Raw genomic sequence first — 17,431 nt, 5'->3', positions numbered from 1 at the left:
GGGATAACTTATCAGTAATGATAAGTTATCTAATTGATTTAACTCCATAGGAGTCAATTGTGAAAGACTTACTAAAGTTTCTAAAAGCACAAACAAAAACTGAAGATTTTGATGCTATCAAGATTGGCCTTGCTTCTCCTGATATGATTCGCTCATGGTCTTTTGGTGAAGTTAAAAAACCTGAAACAATCAACTATCGTACGTTCAAACCTGAACGTGATGGCTTGTTTTGTGCGCGTATTTTCGGACCAGTTAAAGATTATGAATGTTTGTGTGGAAAATATAAACGTTTAAAACACCGTGGTGTTATTTGTGAAAAATGTGGGGTAGAAGTTACTCAAGCTAAAGTACGTCGTGAACGTATGGGGCACATTGAGCTTGCATCACCTACTGCACATATCTGGTTTTTAAAATCATTACCATCACGTATCGGTTTATTACTCGATATGCCACTTCGTGATATTGAACGGGTACTTTATTTTGAATCATTTATGGTTCTTGATGGTGGTATGACAAACCTTGAGCGCGGACAAATTTTAACTGAAGAACAGTATTTAGATGCGTTAGAAGAGTTTGGTGATGAGTTTGATGCACGTATGGGTGCAGAAGCTATTCAAGAATTATTACGTAATATTGATGTTCAATCTGAATGTGAAGTATTACGTGATGAACTATCAACCACTAATTCTGAAACAAAACGTAAAAAGTTAACTAAAAGAATTAAGATCATTGAAGCATTTATTCAATCAGAAAATAAACCTGAATGGATGATCTTAAATGTGTTACCTGTGTTGCCACCAGATTTACGTCCATTAGTACCATTAGATGGCGGTCGTTTTGCAACATCAGACTTAAATGATTTATATCGTCGTGTAATCAACCGAAATAATCGTTTAAAACGTTTATTAGATTTAGCTGCACCAGATATTATTGTACGTAACGAAAAACGTATGTTACAAGAATCTGTAGACGCATTGTTAGATAATGGTCGTCGTGGTCGTGCAATCACTGGTTCAAATAAACGTCCACTAAAATCACTTGCCGATATGATTAAAGGTAAGCAAGGTCGTTTCCGTCAAAACCTATTAGGTAAACGTGTAGACTATTCAGGCCGTTCAGTAATTACTGTAGGTCCATACTTACGTTTACATCAATGTGGTTTACCGAAGAAAATGGCTCTTGAACTATTTAAACCATTTATTTACGGTAAATTAGAGCGTCGTGGTTATGCAACAACGATTAAAGCTGCTAAGAAGATGGTTGAACGTGAAGATGCAATTGTTTGGGATATCTTAGATGAAGTTATCCGTGAACATCCGGTATTATTAAACCGTGCACCAACACTTCACAGACTAGGTATTCAGGCATTTGAACCTATCCTAATTGAAGGTAAAGCGATCCAATTGCACCCATTAGTTTGTGCGGCATTCAATGCTGACTTCGATGGTGACCAAATGGCGGTTCACGTTCCATTAACGTTAGAAGCGCAATTAGAAGCGCGTGCGTTAATGATGTCAACCAACAATATTCTTTCACCAGCAAGTGGTGAGCCTATTATCGTTCCATCTCAGGACGTGGTATTAGGTCTTTACTACATGACTCGTGATAAAGTCAATGCTAAAGGTGAAGGCATGGTATTAACCGGCCCTAAAGAAGCAGAAAAACTGTATCGTTTAGGTCTAGTTGAATTACATGCTAAAGTTAAAGTACGTATAACTGAAAGCCATCGTAACAGTATTGGTGAATGGGAAGATACAACTTCTGTAATTGATACTACTGTTGGTCGTGCTATCTTATGGTTAATTATGCCTAAAGGCATGAGTTTCTCAGTTATCAATCAGCCGCTTGGTAAAAAAGCGATTTCACGAATTTTAAATATTTGTTATCGCCAATTAGGCATGAAAGAAACTGTTATTTTAGCTGACCAGGTTATGTATACCGGCTTTGCTTATGCAGCTCGTTCTGGTGTATCGGTTGGTATTGATGATATGGAAATTCCTGCTAAGAAATTACAAATTATCAATGAAGCTGAAATCGAAGTTGCAGAAATTCAAGAACAGTTCCAATCAGGTTTAGTAACTGCAGGTGAACGTTATAACAAAGTTATCGATATTTGGGCAGCAGCTAATGAGCGTGTTGCTAAAGCGATGATGGATAACCTATCAACTGAAAAAGTTATTAACCGTGAAGGTAAAGAAGAAGTTCAATCTTCATTTAACAGCATCTATATGATGGCCGACTCTGGTGCTCGTGGTTCTGCAGCTCAGATTCGTCAGTTAGCTGGTATGCGTGGTTTGATGGCAAAACCAGATGGTTCGATCATCGAAACACCAATCACCGCAAACTTCCGTGAAGGGTTAAACGTACTTCAATACTTTATCTCGACCCATGGTGCGCGTAAAGGTCTTGCTGATACCGCATTGAAAACAGCGAACTCAGGTTACTTAACTCGTCGTTTAGTTGATGTGGCTCAAGATTTAGTTGTTATTGAAGATGACTGTGGCACGTTAGAAGGTGTGGTAATGACACCTGTGATCGAAGGTGGTGATGTTAAAGAACCATTACGTGAACGTGTCTTAGGTCGTGTAACAGCTGAAGATGTATTGAAACCAGGTAGTGCAGATATTTTAATCCCACGCAATACATTACTTGATGAAAATTATTGTGATCTACTTGAACAAGAATCTGTAGATAGTGTTAAAGTTCGTTCAGTAGTTTCGTGTGATACTGATTTTGGTGTTTGTGCGAAATGTTATGGACGTGACTTAGCTCGTGGTCACTTAGTCAACAAAGGTGAAGCAATCGGTGTTATCGCCGCTCAGTCAATCGGTGAGCCAGGTACACAGTTAACCATGCGTACGTTCCATATTGGTGGTGCGGCATCGCGAGCAGCAGCAGAATCTAGTGTTCAAGTTAAAAACAAAGGTAGTATTAAACTAACTAATGCTAAATTTGTGACTAACCCAGATCAGAAACTAGTTATTACTTCACGTAATGCTGAATTAACTATTATTGATGAATTAGGTCGAATGAAAGAAACTTATAAAGTTCCTTATGGCTCGATTCTAACTAAAGGTAATGGTGCAACGGTTGATGCAGGTGAAACACTAGCTAACTGGGATCCGCATACCATGCCGGTTATTTCGGAAGCGAAAGGTTTTGTTCGTTTTGTTGATATGATCGATGGTCAAACTATTACTCGTCAAACTGATGAGTTAACTGGTTTATCCTCTATCGTGATCTTAGATGTAGCAGAACGTACTGGTGTTGGTAAAGATCTACGTCCAGCAATTAAAATTGTTGATGCTAAAGGTAATGATATCTTTGTGGCAGGTACAGAAATGCTTGCGCAGTACTTCTTACCAGGTAAAGCATTAGTACAATTAGAAGATGGTGCGGAAATTAATGTTGGTGATACACTTGCACGTATTCCACAAGCATCTGTAGGTACTAAAGATATCACCGGTGGTTTACCACGAGTTGCTGATTTATTTGAAGCTCGTAAACCTAAAGAGCCGGCAATTCTTGCTGAAATTGATGGTATTATCTCATTCGGTAAAGAAACTAAAGGTAAACGTCGCTTAATTATTACTCCACTAGATGGTAGTGAACCATATGAAGAGATGATTCCAAAATGGCGTCAACTTAACGTATTCGAAGGCGAACAAGTTGGCCGTGGTGATGTGATTTCTGATGGTCCTGAATCAGCACATGATATTTTACGTCTACGAGGTGTTAATGCAGTAACTCGTTACATTGTGAATGAAGTTCAAGAAGTTTATCGTTTACAAGGTGTAAAAATTAACGATAAACATATTGAAGTTATTGTTCGTCAAATGTTACGTAAAGCAACTGTTATTCATCCTGGTGGTTCTCGTTTACTTGATGGTGAACAACTTGAAGTTTCACGCTTGAAGATTATTAATCGTGAGCTTGAAGCACAAGGTAAAGAACCAATTGTTTACTTGCATGATTTACTTGGTATTACTAAAGCATCACTTACTACTGAGTCATTTATTTCTGCGGCATCGTTCCAAGAAACGACTCGCGTATTAACTGAAGCAGCAGTTGCAGGTAAAAATGATGAACTTCGTGGCCTGAAAGAAAACGTTATTGTTGGTCGCTTAATTCCAGCTGGTACTGGTTATGCATATCATAAAGAACGTTTGCGTAAACGCGCAATGCCATCTGATGATGTAATTCAACCAACAACTGTTTCAGCTGAGGAAGCTACAGCTAACTTAGCGGAATTATTGAATTCAGCAGAAGAAAATCAATAGATTTTAGATAAATCGACTAAAGTAGCACGTGTTATCACGTGCTATTTTTTTGTCGAGTGTATGGTATATGAAAGGAGTATTAGATGTATATTGTCATGAATCGGTTTAAAATTAAGTTAGGTAGTGAAGACTCTTTTATTGAAATATGGCGTAATCGTGATAGCCATTTAAAAGAGATGAAAGGTTTTAATCGTTTTTATTTCCTTAAAGGTAAAACTTATGAAGATTACACATTGTTTTCATCATATGCTGAATGGGAATCAAAACAAGATTTTGAAAATTGGGTTAATTCTGCTCATTTCAAACATACTCACCGTAATACCGATAGCCGCCCAAATAACGCAGATATCTATTTTGAACCTGCTCAACTTGAATGTTTTGAAGTCATTATCTAAGTAATTTTTAAACTAAAAAATCAAATTTTAAAATAAGCATTGTGAGCAATACCAATAAAAAATTACCGATGATAATTCTTCGCAAATTGCATAAAAAAAGATATAATCAAATAAAATTACATGGGCATTATTAAAGAACCCGATCAGTCCATGTAAATTAAATCTACTATCTAAAAGTCTCTTCTTTGTATTTTATAGTTCATAATTATTTTTATAAAAAGTTGTAAAAATATATTCCTTAATTAAGCATTATAAGTTTGTTTAGTAACAAAATTTTTAGGCTACTGGTTAGTATTTTCTAATTATCATTGCTTTTTTAAGCTATTTGAAAGTTTAACTATTTACAGGGGCTCGTCATGAAATCCAAATTACTATTGCTTATTCTTATTTTAATTATTGTTGGTGGATTTTTCTTTTTTAAAGACTATAACAGTATTCAAACTCAAGACGAAAAAGTAGCGGCTTCTTGGTCAGAAGTTGTTAATCAGTATAAACGTCGAGCAGATTTAGTTCCGAATCTAGTCAATACAGTAAAAGGATATGCAACTCATGAAAAAGACGTTTTTACTCAGGTAACAGATGCAAGAGCGAAAGTGGGTTCTATCCAAATTAATGCAGATCAACTTAGTGATCCCGCTTTATTCTCAAAATTTCAACAAGCCCAATCAGAATTAAGTTCCGCATTAAGTCGTTTAATTGCTGTTAGTGAAAATTACCCAGAACTTAAAGCAAATACACTTTATCAAGATTTAATGAGCCAACTTGAAGGTACTGAAAATCGGATAACGGTTGCTAGAGGTCGATATATAGAAACAGTACAATCATTTAATACTTATATTCGTCAATTACCAACTAAATGGATTGCAAATATTATAGGGGTAAAACCAAAACAACAGTTTACGGTTGAAAATGAACAACAAATTTCTAATCCACCAGCAATCAATTTTGGACAATAAGCATAATGAAAAAATATTATCTGCTCTTTTGTTTACTGTTTTTCAGTTGTGTAAGTTATGCATTAACTGAAATTCCCTCTTTTGACCGGTGGGTTATTGATACCTCAAATACTTTATTACCTTCACAAATAGATGATTTGGAATCAAATTTGATTGCTTTTGAAAAGACGAGAACTGATGGTGCACAGATTGCGGTATTAATGATCGCCAAACTTGATAATGAGACGGTTGAACAGTATGCCGATCGGGTATTTATTCAGTGGAAAATAGGTAACAAAGAGCGAGATAATGGCATTTTATTATTAATTATTAAAGATGATAAATTGATGCGAATTGAAGTCGGTTATGGTTTTGAAGGCACCATTACCGACTTGATTGCTAGCCATATCATCCGCGAACAATTAGCACCACAATTTAGACAAAATAACTATTATCAAGGGATACATGATGCACTTTCAGTATTAATCAATCATTTGAATGATCCGCAACAGGTACCTGCGACCAACAGTGATCCTGATCTCAAAACGGTACTTGCTGGTGATTTTGGTGCCAACTTATTTAACTATGGGTTAGCATCCTTTTTTATCTGTTTCACTATTGCTAGCTTATTTTCGATTAGTTCCACTAAACGTAGTGCTAGCCGAAGTTTAGGTACTGGTTTACTAAATGGTATATCAGTTGGTGGTTTTACTTTGTTCAATGGTTATTCATTACATATTGTCTTACCTCTAATATTTTTAGCATTTGTTGCCAGTGCGATTTTAAGTGGAATTTTAACCATGAGTGGTGGTAGCGGGCGTGGTGGTCGAGGCGGCGGTTTCGGAGGGGGTAATGGTGGTGGATTTGGCGGAGGTTCATTCGGCGGATTTGGTGGCGGAGGCGGTGGCCGTAGTGGCGGTGGTGGTGCATCTGGCAGCTGGTAAACATTCTTAAAAAGTACCAAAAGAAATTGGCAATTTACTTTTTTAACAACAATTCTACCTAGGTTTATAGCCTCAATAACAAAAATAACTATCTTTGCTTGAAAAAATTTTGAGGAAAGGGGTTTTTTATATCAAAAAAATTTATTAATGATACTTTTAAGCAATAGTTTGTTTAAATTTAAAATCAATTTAGTTAATCTTCAATCATATCCTACATAATAATCCTTGTTTACAACAGCTTTCAGCTAGCCTGACAATAAATTTCCTTTTGCAATAGGAAAAAGTCTCTCTCCACATTGATAATTATTTCCTTTAGGCTAAGTCATCTTAAAAAGAAAAAAGAGAATTAGAATGACTATGCCACAAATACAATTCCGTATGATCGAAGATGATTTAGATCCCGAAGTTGTGACTGCGCAAACGATAGAAATCATTAATCGTTGGTTAACGGATCATCAAATAACCCAAAATGATGTGCAAAAAGCGATGTTGTTATCACATGTTAAAGCAATGGTTGAAAGAGCAAAAACGCGTGAAAAACTACCTGAGGTTGATCCTTCTCTATTTGATGAGCTCTCAGAGCAGTCCTTAGTGCTAGCACGTAAAACTGTACAATTATTCAATAGTCTACCAATGGAAGAGGCTTATTTACTGGCTGTTCATTATGAAGTAGCTATAGCAAATTAAACGAATTACTAAATTTAAAAAACAATAATTGATAGGAGAATAATTATGGCAGAAGTAATCATTGTCATCGGCGATAGAATGGGCAAAGGACAAAAAATTGCAGAGGGAATTAATTCTATTGAAGGGTGTCGTGCAATTGTTATTCCAGGTATGGCTGCTGATATGAAATTGGGTGACGTAATGAATAATGAGAATGCAGATCTAGGACTTTCGTTTTGTGGCAGTGGCGGTGCAGGCGCTATAACGGCACAAAATAAATATGGCTATTCTCAACGACACGGTATGCGTTCAATTGAAGAGGGTGAAACAGCCATTAATGACGGTTGTAAAGTACTAGGATTTGGTTTTATGGATACGGTAGAACTAGGCCAACGTATAGCCCAAGCATTTTTGAAAAAATATCCTCGTTCTTAAATAGGTTAGAAATATGAAAAAAACTGAGCAGATACAAGTAAGAGTAACTGGGCAAGGAGATTCGAAGCAGCGTGCGTTCGCTATAGCGCTAAATCAAGTGCAAAAGCAGGTACTTAAAAATACTAATAATGTTATGTTACGAATTGAACCGCTTGATATTAGTGTTGTTTCTGCTATTGAAAAGATAACTACAGAACGCTTTTTATTTATCTTTTTACCTAGAAAAAAGACATTTTATGACATCACACTCGATGTCTCAGTAAATGTTACGTTTATCGATCTGAACGATATTAAATTTATCTCTAAATAACGTAAAAGGAAAGTCATGGAAATTCTAATTATAGCATTGAAGTCCATTGTAATTGGTGGACTGTGTGGATTTGGAGTAGGCGCTGGTGCAGCTCGAATGTTTCATGCTCCAACTTATCAAGGTATGGGCGCCTTTCGTACCTTAGGTGAACTTAATTCTTGTGAGGGTGATCCTGCTGCACATTTTTCATTTGGCTTAGGATTCTTTTTTAATGCCTGGGCTTCGTCTGTTGCTGCTGGTTCATTTACCCAAGATGTTGATCATCGCATCATTCCAAACTGGGGTGCTGCACTATTGATGATAAAAAACCGAAATTTAGCACAAACGTTACATGATCCTAAGAAAATGGCCTTTGCTTGTGCATTTATCGGTGTGATTGTTGTGTTATTTTTAAATACAACCACCTCGGTTATTCCTGATTCTTTAAAAATTACTGCAACTAAAGTTTTAGTTCCAGCCGCAAATTTACTGGTCGCAACTGTGATGCCGGTTATTTTCTGGTTGGCAGCTTTAGATGCCGGTAGAAGAAGTGGTTTTTGGGGCACTTTGTTTGGTGGGCTAGCGCAATTAATTATGGGTAATGCAGTACCAGGTTTAGTGTTAGGTATTTTGATTGGTAAAGGAGTGGATGACAGTGGTTGGAATCGAGTGATGAAAATCATGTTAGTTGCGGTAATTGTTTTATTTGTCATGAGCGGATATTTCCGTGGATTTGATATGAAAATGATTAATTCATTCCGAGATGGTTTGTCTTATTGGTTTAAATAATATAGGGAACAACAGATTATGAATACTCAAACAACCATTAATAAAAGTTTTTGGTATGCCGATTGGTCATTCCCTATTCTTTGTGGATTACTCTCTGCAGGTATTTTTGCTGGAACGCATACTTTTTATGTATATGGGATTGGTGCTTTTAATGAAATAGCCTTTGTTGCAATGCTTAAATCAGGTATGACGACAGGCGATTATGGTGCAGTAGCAGCATTTGGTGCCAGTTTTTTATTTGCACGTGTCATTGAAGGATCGCTAGTTGGAATTCTCGATATTGGTGGCGCCTTACAAACAGGTATAGGTTTAGGTGTGCCAGCGTTGTTATTGGCTGGTGGCTATACATTGCCAATTGAAAACTTTTTTGTGGCGTTATTAACTGGTTTATTACTCGGTATGGCAATAGGTTTACTTATCATCCTTATCCGTAAATTTACGGTTAATAGTGGTGGTGGATCAACCTTTGGTGCTGATGTCATGATGGGTGCGGGAAATGCATCTGGTCGTTTTCTTGGTCCAATGATTATTTTATCAGCTATGGTTGCATCTATTCCTATTGGTATAGGGTCCTTGCTTGGTGCACTATTATTTTATGTATGGAAAAAACCTATTACTGGTGGTGCAATCCTAGGTGCCATGATTTTTGGTGGTATCTTCCCAATTATATAATGTTATGTCCCCTCTATCATGACTATGGTCGAGGGGTTGGATTAAATTATGTATGATTTAATTATAAAAAATGCCAAACTCATCGATAATTCAATAACTGATATTGCCATTCAACATGGCAAAATTGTGGAAATTGGCAAAAATATAATCGCAACATCAAATCAAGTGTTGGATCTAAAAAACCAACACTATGTAAGTGCCGGCTGGATAGATTCCCATACTCATTGCTTCGCACTCTCACCAATTTACCACGATGAACCCGATCTGATTGGTATTGAGGCTGGCGTGACGGCAGTGGTTGATGCTGGTAGTGTTGGAGCACTTGATATTGACGAGTTTTATGAATTAGCGATGCAGGCTAAAACTCATGTTTATTCTTTTTTAAATATCTCAAAAATTGGCTTAATAAGGCAGAGTGAGCTTGCTGATATGCAAGATATCGATGTGCCGTTATTTGACCAAACTTTAGTTAAATATCCTAATTTTATTATTGGAATAAAAGTTAGGATCAGTCGTAGCGTTGTTGGTGAAAATGGTATTTTACCGTTAATCAAAGCGAAAGAGATGCAGAAAAAGACGGGTTTGCCACTAATGATTCATGTAGGAAATAATCCGCCTGAACTTGATGAAATTGCTGATTTATTAACTAAAGGCGATATTATTACTCATTGTTTTAATGGTAAGCCAAACCAAATATTTGATAAGCAGAATAATCTGCGTGATTCAATTAAACGCGCCATTGAACGTGGGGTGATTTTAGATATTGGTCATGGTGGTGAAAGTTTCAGTTTTTCGGTAGCTGAGCGAGCTAAATGTTTAGATGTTTATCCAAACACTATCAGCTCTGATATATATTCTAAAAATCGTTTGCAAGGTCCTGTATTTAGCTTAGCAAATGTGATGAATAAATTTATCTGTCTAGGTTATAGCAAAACTAGAATTATTGATAGTGTCACTAAAAATGCGGCCCAAATTTTGCATTTAAACAATAAAGGGGAAATAGCTATTGGCTATGATGCCGATTTGACTATTTTTGATATAAAACAGCAAACCGTCTCTTTAACTGATTCAGAAGGTGAGCAGAGGGAATGCCATGAACAGTTTGTTCCTTTAGCCGCTATCGCAACAAATACAACCAAAAAAGTTACACACATTGAAATAACACAAGAAGGTAGTAAAAATGAGCTCAGAATCTCAAACTGAAAAAGAAATATACAGTAAATACCACTTGAAAAAAGTGATTAATGCTTCGGGGCGAATGACTATTTTAGGTGTTTCAACACCTAGAGCAGAAGTGGTTGATACTGTATCCCTCGGATTAAATGAATATTTTGAAATAAAAGATTTAGTCGATAAAACTGGTCAATACATTGCTAAATTACTCAATGTCGAAAACGCTGTGGTCGTATCATGTGCCTCGGCTGGCATTGCGCAAGCTGTCGCAGGTTTAATCGTTAAAGATGATCGTGATTTATTATTTAATTTACATAGTTCTGATAAATGGATAGCAAAGGAAATTATTGTGCCAAAAGGACATAACGTAAATTTTGGTGCTCCTATTGGTACTATGGTCGCTTTAGGTGGTGGAATTGTGGTTGAAGCGGGTTATGCAAATGAGTGTAAACCAGAGCACATTGAATCATTAATTAATTCTGATACCGCGGCTATTTTATATGTCAAATCACATCACTGTGTGCAAAAAAGTATGCTATCAGTTGCGCAAGCTGTAACGGTGGCCAAAAAATATAATATTCCATTAATTGTTGATGCCGCAGCAGAAGAGGATTTACAAACCTATTATCAACAAGGTGCTGATTTAGTTATTTATAGTGGTGCAAAAGCAATTGAAGGGCCAACTAGTGGCTTAGTTATTGGCCGTCATCAAGCCATTGAGTGGCTTAAACTTCAATCTCAAGGTATTGGTCGACCAATGAAGGTTGGTAAAGAGGGTATTTTAGGCTTGACCAAGGCTATTGAGTTATATATTAACGATCCTAAACAAGAAACTGGGCAAGAAATGGTTGTCAAAATGACACCATTTATCGAAAAGTTAAATTCTATTAATGGTATATCGGCAAAAGTTGTCTGGGATGGTGCTGGCCGAGATATTGCTCGTGCAGAAATATCATTTGATGCAAAGGTTATTGGTAAAAGTGCTGTTGAAATGATAGACCTGATGAAGCAAGGTGAGATTGCAGTCTATTTTCGGGAATATAAAGCCAATGAGGGTAAAGTAGATGCAGATGTTCGTAGTGTAACGGCGGAACAGCTTGATATTGTCTATAACAAAATTATAAAAATTATCCAAGGAGTTAAATAATGCAATTGACACCAAATTATTTTAACGATCGCGTTTGTTTAAACGTATTAGCCAATTCAATTGATAATGCTAGTGCTATTTATGAAGCTGCACAAACTTATGTTGTTGTGGGAGTGTTATCTAAAAATTATCCAGATAATCAGCAAGCAATAGCAGATATGAAAAAATATGCGTTAGCCATTGATAATGCTATTTCAGTTGGTCTAGGAGCGGGTGATCCTAATCAATCTACTATGGTGTCAGAAATATCTGCAGTTCTACAGCCTCAACATGTTAATCAAGTTTTTACAGGGGTGGCAACAAGTCGTGCTTTATTAGGACAAAAAGAAACGGTAATCAATGGTCTTGTATCACCAACAGGGAAAGTAGGATTAGTTAATATAGCTACAGGTCCACTAAGCTCAACATCACCTGCTGCTATCGTACCGGTTGAAACCGCTATTGCTTTATTAAAAGATATGGGAGGAAGCTCAATTAAATATTTTCCTATGGGCGGGTTAAAGCATATAGATGAATATGAGTATGTGGCTAAATGCTGTGCTGAACATAATTTCTATCTAGAACCTACTGGTGGTATTGATTTAGACAATTATGAAACAATTTTAAAAATTGCCTTAAATGCCGGTGTGAAAAAAGTTATTCCACATATTTATACCTCAATTATTGATAAAACAACTGGGGCGACAAGAACTGAAGATGTTAAACAACTATTAGCGATTACGCAAAAATTAGCAGGATGAGTAATGGCATCTAAATTGCTATTCCCTTATCAAAGATTAGCGTATATTTTTGATACCATAAAAAACGAATTGCTACCTCAAAAAGAGCTAGCAAATCGTTTTACAGTATCAATCAGAACGATTCGATCTGATATTGTTGCGCTTAACGATGTATTAAATAAGTATGGTGCGCAAGTTGATTATATTAAAAACGTTGGTTATCACCTTATCATAACAGATCCTAATCTGTATGCAACCATTCCGGTTGTTCAGCAAATAGAACGGGTTCCTCGAACTAATAAAGAGCGCGTTTCCGCTTTATTGATTGCATTTTTAACTCAATCAAAGTCGGTAAAATTGGATGATATTGCAGGTGAATGGTTTTTGAGCCGTAATACATTACAAAATGATGTTATTGAAGTTAAGCAATATTTAGATAAATACCATTTATCGCTGGATAATCGTCCTTATTCAGGTATGCGATTAGTTGGTGAGGAATCGGCTATTCGAGCATGTTTAACTGATATTTTATGGCAACATCATATCACAGGGGACACTATCAATGTTAATCGGTTAATTCAGACGATATTATCTGATATTGATTTAGATTATCTGGAAAGTGTACTACAAAATCAGTTTGAACGTTTTGAATTAAAATTAACCTCGGAAGGGCAAGGATATTTGCTCTATTGTTGTGCCGTTTCAATCACCAGAATTACGCAAGGGTATGAATTAGTTGAATATCAAGTCGATAATATTGATTCGACAGTTATTGGTGCTGCGCGTGAGGTTTCTGAAGGCTTCTCCTATTTTTTAGGTAGTACCCTTTCTGATGCTGAATTCAACTATTTATGTGTGCAGATTATGTCGCGCACTATTATGGAATCACCTAATCAAGCTAAAAGTTTAGAGTTATTTGAACATATCTTATCTTATATCAATGATTCTTATCACTATAATTTGAAACAAGATATGAAGCTACGTCAAGATATGTTAATTCATATTTCATCGTTGCTATCTCGTATAAAATATCAAATTCATACTTCTAATCCGTTATTACATGAAATTAAACAATATTATCCTTTTGCTTATGATATTACTTTATCGGCATTAGCGAATATTCCTAAGTTTACTGATGTGAAAATGACTGAAGACGAAATCAGCTATTTAGCAATTCATATAGGGGTAGCCTTAGAGCGCAATTATAGTGCAGGATATAAAAGATTAGTGCAAATTTTATTAGTCAGTGAATTAGGTAACGCCACTTTACGTATGATTGAATCAAAAATTAAACGCGATTTTCCTCATATTTTAATTAATCGAACGATTTCTTATAGAGAGTATGAACAGTTAACGCATATTGAAGAAGATTTTGTGGTGTCTACGGTTCGCTTAAACGAGAAAGATAAGCAAATAGTGAAAATAGCACCATTTCCAACGCCTTATCAACTAGAACAATTAGGGCGTTTATCAATGGTTGATCGCACTATGCCATATATTATTGAGCGTTTTTTTAATGAAAAATTTTTCCTAATTATTGACAAACCGATGACGCAAAGTGAACTGTTCCAAATAGTTTGTCAGCGGCTGGAAGAATCTGGATATGTGGGACAGGACTTTTATCCATCGGTAGTAGAACGAGAAAGTATTGTATCGACTTTAATCGGTGAAAATATTGCTATTCCTCATTCAGTTGGTTTGTTGGCCAAAAAGACAGTAGTGACCACTATTTTGGCTCCTCAAGGTATTGAATGGAATAAAAATGAAATTGCGCATGTTATTTTCTTATTAGCAATTAGCAAAGATGAATACGAAGATGCGATGCGAATTTATAACTTAGTCGTCAATTTTGTTAAAGAAAGATCGACTAAACGGTTGTTAAATAGTCGTAATTTCGATGATTTTCAAGCTATTGTAAAAGATAGTTTTGGGCGTTTATCGTAATAAACTCGATTTAATTTGCAATTAAGAAAGGGATTCAACTAAGCGTGTAACACAAGTTATTTAGCGATTAAATAAATAACAATTTTGAGCGCTAAAAAACCTTGTTCCTCAAAATTTTTTGTTAAGAAATAAGTAAAATAATAATTATAAATATTTAAGAAATAATCAACAATTAAATCAAATTATCATGTGCTTGCCCATTGACGAAATGGTGATTTAAAGGTATTATGCGCGCCTTATGGCTTTGTGTGGTTTTTAGCTGCACTTAATAATTTTTAAGGTAGGCATGCATATCTTATGCAAAATAAATTACCATTAACAATTGACCCAATCAAAGCAGCACAAAAAAGACTTGATTATGTTGGATATTATCCAGCTCAAAGTGCAACAAGGATTGAAAGTCCAAAAAGTGATATCGAATGTCATTTGTCTTTTGATTTTGATGAGCAAAGACTTTGTGTTATCACCATTGATGCAAAAATGACGCTAGAACAAATTTGCCAGCGTTGTTTTAAACCTTTTATCACTGAAGTTCATGTGATGAATAAATTTAGTCCTGTTAAGAGCGATGCTCAAGCAGAGAAATTACCGGAACATTATGAGCCCGTTTTAGTTAACGAGTTTGGTGAAGTAGATATATTAGCGTTAATTGAAGACGAAATTATTCTCTCATTACCAATTGCGCCGGTGCATGATAGTAAACACTGCGAAGTGTCAGAGGCAGATATGGTGTTTGGTGAAATTCCTGCTGAGAATGAAAAACCAAATCCATTTGCAATTTTAGTTAGTTTAAAGAATAAGGGGTAAATCCATGGCTGTTCAACAGAATCGTAAAACTCGTGCAAAACGTGGTATGCGTCGTTCTCATGATGCATTAACTGTTGCTAATATCTCAGTTGATGAATCAGGTAAAACTCATTTACGTCATCACGTAACCGCTGATGGTTATTATCGCGGCCGAAAAGTAATTTCTAAATAATTAATTAGTAATTAGAAATCTTCAGGTGACATTTTGGATAATCTAACCATTGCGTTAGATGCTATGAGCGGGGACTTTGGTCCTCGTATTGTTGTTCCTGCTGCAATTCAAGCATTACATCATTATCCAAATCTTTCTATCTTCCTTGTTGGTGACATAAAGGAAGTTAGATTTTTTTTGTCTAAAGAAAATGCCAAGCTAGTTACCCAGTACCAAGAAACAGGTCGCTTGATGGTGACAGAATCAACATCTATCATTACTAACGATATGAAACCTTCTTATGCAATTAGGCATAGCCAGGGTTCGTCAATGAGAATTGCATTAGAATTAGTAAAAAATAATAAAGCTCAAGCTTGTGTTAGCGCTGGTAATACTGGTGCGCTGATGGGGTTATCTAAGTTGTTGTTGCATTCTTTAACAGGCATTGATCGACCAGCATTAGTTGCCACCATTCCTGCATTAAATAATCAAAATACTGTGGTTCTTGATTTGGGGGCAAATGCTGAATGTGATAGTGATATGCTGGTTCAATTTGCTATAATGGGTGAAATACTAGCAAAATCGGTTCTTCATATTGAAAATCCTCGTGTTGCTTTGCTTAATATTGGTGAAGAAGACATTAAAGGATTGGATAAAATTCGTGCTGCAGCATCTGTTTTGAAGGCTAATCATCAAATTAATTATATCGGTTATTTAGAAGGTAATGAGCTATTAACTGGTAAAACCGATGTATTAGTTTGTGACGGCTTTGTTGGTAATGTGACTTTGAAAACGGTAGAAGGGTTAATTAAAATTTTTCTATCTTCGTTCAAAATGCTTTTAGGACACAACTCATTAGTTATGAAATTTTTGAGTAAATGGCTGCAAAGAAAAATAGTAAAAAATTTTGGCTATTTAGACCCTGGGCGATATAATGGCGCTTGTTTACTTGGTCTTCAAAGTATTGTGATTAAAAGTCACGGTAGTGCCAATCAAAAATCATTTTTTGCAGCAATTGAGCAAGCTATTTTAGCTATCGAAACCAATATACCAGAGAAGATTGCCAATAGCCTTTCTTCTGCACTACCCAAGAGCGAATAATTCGATGTATACAAAAATATTAGGAACAGGAAGTTATCTTCCAAAACAAATAAGAACCAATACCGATCTTGAAAAAATGGTGGATACTAGCGACGAATGGATAACTACTCGTACAGGTATTAAAGAAAGACGGATAGCTGCACCTGATGAAACTGTTACTAGTATGGCCTATGAAGCCGCGATTAAAGCTATTGAAATGGCGGATATTGATAAACAAGAAATTGGTTTAATTATTGTTGCAACAGCAACATCAGCTAATGCTTTTCCTAGTTCAGCTACAGAATTACAAGCTAAATTAGATCTCGGTGATGTGGTTGCCTTTGATGTGTCGGCAGCTTGTTCTGGATTTATTTATGCATTAGATATTGCTGATAAATATGTAAAAAGTGGTGTAATAAAATATGCCTTAGTTGTTGGTTCTGATATGTTAACCCGCGGTGTTGATCCAAATGATCGCGGTACAATTATCATTTTCGGTGATGGTGCTGGAGCTGTTGTGGTTGGTGCTTCTGAAGATCCTGGTCTTATTGCCTCTCATTTACATGCCGACGGCCGATATGGCGAATTATTAAAATACCCATATGTTGATCGCCGTTCTCTTAATGACCCTGTCTATATGACAATGCAAGGTAATGACGTATTCAAAATTGCAGTCAAAGAACTTTCTAATCTAGTTGATGAACTTTTAACCGAAAATGCCTTTAATAAATCTGATTTAGATTGGTTAGTGCCACATCAAGCTAATTTACGTATTATTTCAGCTACAGCCAAACGTCTTGATATGGATATGAGTAAGGTGATTGTTACGCTGGATAAACAAGGTAATACTTCTGCTGCATCAGTACCTTGTGCATTAGATACAGGTGTACGAGATGGACGTATTAAACGTGGGCAACTAATTTTATTAGAAGCTTTCGGTGGCGGCTTTGTTTGGGGCTCAGCACTCGTTAGATTTTAATTTTATAAATTATTTAGGTAATCAAG

The 17,431-nt window shown here is 36.0% G+C and carries 17 protein-coding genes; all 17 read left to right on the top strand.

The features are described from left to right. Window positions 1-59: 59 nt before the first annotated feature. Window positions 60-4,280 (top strand): DNA-directed RNA polymerase subunit beta', encoded by a 4,221-nt coding sequence (gene rpoC / locus H3U96_RS07860; RefSeq protein ID WP_086360322.1) that lies wholly within the window; start codon window positions 60-62, stop codon window positions 4,278-4,280. A gap of 83 nt (window positions 4,281-4,363) precedes the next feature. Then, window positions 4,364-4,675 (top strand): antibiotic biosynthesis monooxygenase, encoded by a 312-nt coding sequence (locus H3U96_RS07855; protein ID WP_065651685.1) that lies wholly within the window; start codon window positions 4,364-4,366, stop codon window positions 4,673-4,675. Window positions 4,676-5,031: 356 nt separating this feature from the next. Further along, window positions 5,032-5,631, top strand: coding sequence for a LemA family protein (locus H3U96_RS07850; RefSeq protein WP_086356814.1), 600 nt, complete (start codon window positions 5,032-5,034; stop codon window positions 5,629-5,631). A 5-nt stretch (window positions 5,632-5,636) separates the two neighbouring features. Then, window positions 5,637-6,554 carry a YgcG family protein gene (locus tag H3U96_RS07845; RefSeq protein WP_086360916.1) on the top strand — a complete coding sequence of 306 codons (918 nt, stop codon included), beginning with the start codon at window positions 5,637-5,639 and terminating at the stop codon, window positions 6,552-6,554. A 351-nt stretch (window positions 6,555-6,905) separates the two neighbouring features. After that, window positions 6,906-7,241 carry a PRD domain-containing protein gene (locus H3U96_RS07840; protein ID WP_198196221.1) on the top strand — a complete coding sequence of 112 codons (336 nt, stop codon included), beginning with the start codon at window positions 6,906-6,908 and terminating at the stop codon, window positions 7,239-7,241. Between the two features lie 45 nt (window positions 7,242-7,286). Next, entirely contained in the window at window positions 7,287-7,655 is a 369-nt protein-coding gene (locus H3U96_RS07835; protein WP_034884881.1) for an SFCGS family glycine-rich protein, read from the top strand. 13 nt (window positions 7,656-7,668) lie between these two features. After that, window positions 7,669-7,965, top strand: a complete 297-nt coding sequence (locus H3U96_RS07830; protein WP_065578355.1) for a DUF4312 family protein — start codon at window positions 7,669-7,671, stop codon at window positions 7,963-7,965. A 15-nt stretch (window positions 7,966-7,980) separates the two neighbouring features. Beyond that, window positions 7,981-8,733 (top strand): DUF4311 domain-containing protein, encoded by a 753-nt coding sequence (locus H3U96_RS07825; RefSeq protein ID WP_086356811.1) that lies wholly within the window; start codon window positions 7,981-7,983, stop codon window positions 8,731-8,733. 18 nt (window positions 8,734-8,751) lie between these two features. Continuing rightward, window positions 8,752-9,405, top strand: coding sequence for a DUF4310 family protein (locus tag H3U96_RS07820; protein WP_065578353.1), 654 nt, complete (start codon window positions 8,752-8,754; stop codon window positions 9,403-9,405). A gap of 48 nt (window positions 9,406-9,453) precedes the next feature. Next, window positions 9,454-10,608, top strand: coding sequence for an amidohydrolase/deacetylase family metallohydrolase (locus tag H3U96_RS07815; RefSeq protein WP_086360915.1), 1,155 nt, complete (start codon window positions 9,454-9,456; stop codon window positions 10,606-10,608). Then, on the top strand, window positions 10,586-11,725 hold the full coding sequence (locus tag H3U96_RS07810) for a DgaE family pyridoxal phosphate-dependent ammonia lyase (RefSeq protein WP_065578351.1): 1,140 nt from the start codon (window positions 10,586-10,588) through the stop codon (window positions 11,723-11,725). The genes H3U96_RS07815 and H3U96_RS07810 overlap by 23 nt, the downstream gene beginning before the upstream one ends. After that, window positions 11,725-12,465, top strand: coding sequence for a KDGP aldolase family protein (locus H3U96_RS07805; RefSeq protein ID WP_086360914.1), 741 nt, complete (start codon window positions 11,725-11,727; stop codon window positions 12,463-12,465). Before H3U96_RS07810 ends, H3U96_RS07805 begins: the two co-directional genes overlap by 1 nt. A 3-nt stretch (window positions 12,466-12,468) precedes the next feature. Continuing rightward, on the top strand, window positions 12,469-14,388 hold the full coding sequence (locus H3U96_RS07800) for a transcription antiterminator (protein ID WP_198196213.1): 1,920 nt from the start codon (window positions 12,469-12,471) through the stop codon (window positions 14,386-14,388). Between the two features lie 297 nt (window positions 14,389-14,685). Further along, window positions 14,686-15,195, top strand: coding sequence for a 23S rRNA accumulation protein YceD (yceD, locus tag H3U96_RS07795; RefSeq protein ID WP_065578348.1), 510 nt, complete (start codon window positions 14,686-14,688; stop codon window positions 15,193-15,195). 4 nt (window positions 15,196-15,199) lie between these two features. After that, window positions 15,200-15,367 (top strand): 50S ribosomal protein L32, encoded by a 168-nt coding sequence (gene rpmF / locus H3U96_RS07790; protein WP_025316508.1) that lies wholly within the window; start codon window positions 15,200-15,202, stop codon window positions 15,365-15,367. A 33-nt stretch (window positions 15,368-15,400) separates the two neighbouring features. Further along, window positions 15,401-16,447, top strand: coding sequence for a phosphate acyltransferase PlsX (gene plsX, locus H3U96_RS07785; protein ID WP_081300049.1), 1,047 nt, complete (start codon window positions 15,401-15,403; stop codon window positions 16,445-16,447). 4 nt (window positions 16,448-16,451) lie between these two features. Next, window positions 16,452-17,405 carry a beta-ketoacyl-ACP synthase III gene (locus tag H3U96_RS07780; protein WP_086360912.1) on the top strand — a complete coding sequence of 318 codons (954 nt, stop codon included), beginning with the start codon at window positions 16,452-16,454 and terminating at the stop codon, window positions 17,403-17,405. The last annotated feature ends 26 nt before the right edge of the window (window positions 17,406-17,431 follow it).

The sequence above is a fragment of the Gilliamella sp. M0364 genome (assembly GCF_016100565.1).
GTDB classification, from domain to species: Bacteria; Pseudomonadota; Gammaproteobacteria; order Enterobacterales; family Orbaceae; genus Gilliamella; species Gilliamella apis.
This window is presented reverse-complemented; position numbering and strand designations above follow the sequence as displayed.

What these genes read in the sequence shown, in the direction of transcription:
- H3U96_RS07855 (WP_065651685.1), top strand. Translation starts at nt 4,364, where the DNA reads ATGTATATTGTCATGAATCGGTTTAAAATTAAGTTAGGTAGTGAAGAC.
- H3U96_RS07850 (WP_086356814.1), top strand. Translation starts at nt 5,032, where the DNA reads ATGAAATCCAAATTACTATTGCTTATTCTTATTTTAATTATTGTTGGT.
- H3U96_RS07845 (WP_086360916.1), top strand. Translation starts at nt 5,637, where the DNA reads ATGAAAAAATATTATCTGCTCTTTTGTTTACTGTTTTTCAGTTGTGTA.
- H3U96_RS07840 (WP_198196221.1), top strand. Translation starts at nt 6,906, where the DNA reads ATGACTATGCCACAAATACAATTCCGTATGATCGAAGATGATTTAGAT.
- H3U96_RS07835 (WP_034884881.1), top strand. Translation starts at nt 7,287, where the DNA reads ATGGCAGAAGTAATCATTGTCATCGGCGATAGAATGGGCAAAGGACAA.
- H3U96_RS07830 (WP_065578355.1), top strand. Translation starts at nt 7,669, where the DNA reads ATGAAAAAAACTGAGCAGATACAAGTAAGAGTAACTGGGCAAGGAGAT.
- H3U96_RS07825 (WP_086356811.1), top strand. Translation starts at nt 7,981, where the DNA reads ATGGAAATTCTAATTATAGCATTGAAGTCCATTGTAATTGGTGGACTG.
- H3U96_RS07820 (WP_065578353.1), top strand. Translation starts at nt 8,752, where the DNA reads ATGAATACTCAAACAACCATTAATAAAAGTTTTTGGTATGCCGATTGG.
- H3U96_RS07815 (WP_086360915.1), top strand. Translation starts at nt 9,454, where the DNA reads ATGTATGATTTAATTATAAAAAATGCCAAACTCATCGATAATTCAATA.
- H3U96_RS07810 (WP_065578351.1), top strand. Translation starts at nt 10,586, where the DNA reads ATGAGCTCAGAATCTCAAACTGAAAAAGAAATATACAGTAAATACCAC.
- H3U96_RS07805 (WP_086360914.1), top strand. Translation starts at nt 11,725, where the DNA reads ATGCAATTGACACCAAATTATTTTAACGATCGCGTTTGTTTAAACGTA.
- H3U96_RS07800 (WP_198196213.1), top strand. Translation starts at nt 12,469, where the DNA reads ATGGCATCTAAATTGCTATTCCCTTATCAAAGATTAGCGTATATTTTT.
- yceD (WP_065578348.1), top strand. Translation starts at nt 14,686, where the DNA reads ATGCAAAATAAATTACCATTAACAATTGACCCAATCAAAGCAGCACAA.
- rpmF (WP_025316508.1), top strand. Translation starts at nt 15,200, where the DNA reads ATGGCTGTTCAACAGAATCGTAAAACTCGTGCAAAACGTGGTATGCGT.
- H3U96_RS07780 (WP_086360912.1), top strand. Translation starts at nt 16,452, where the DNA reads ATGTATACAAAAATATTAGGAACAGGAAGTTATCTTCCAAAACAAATA.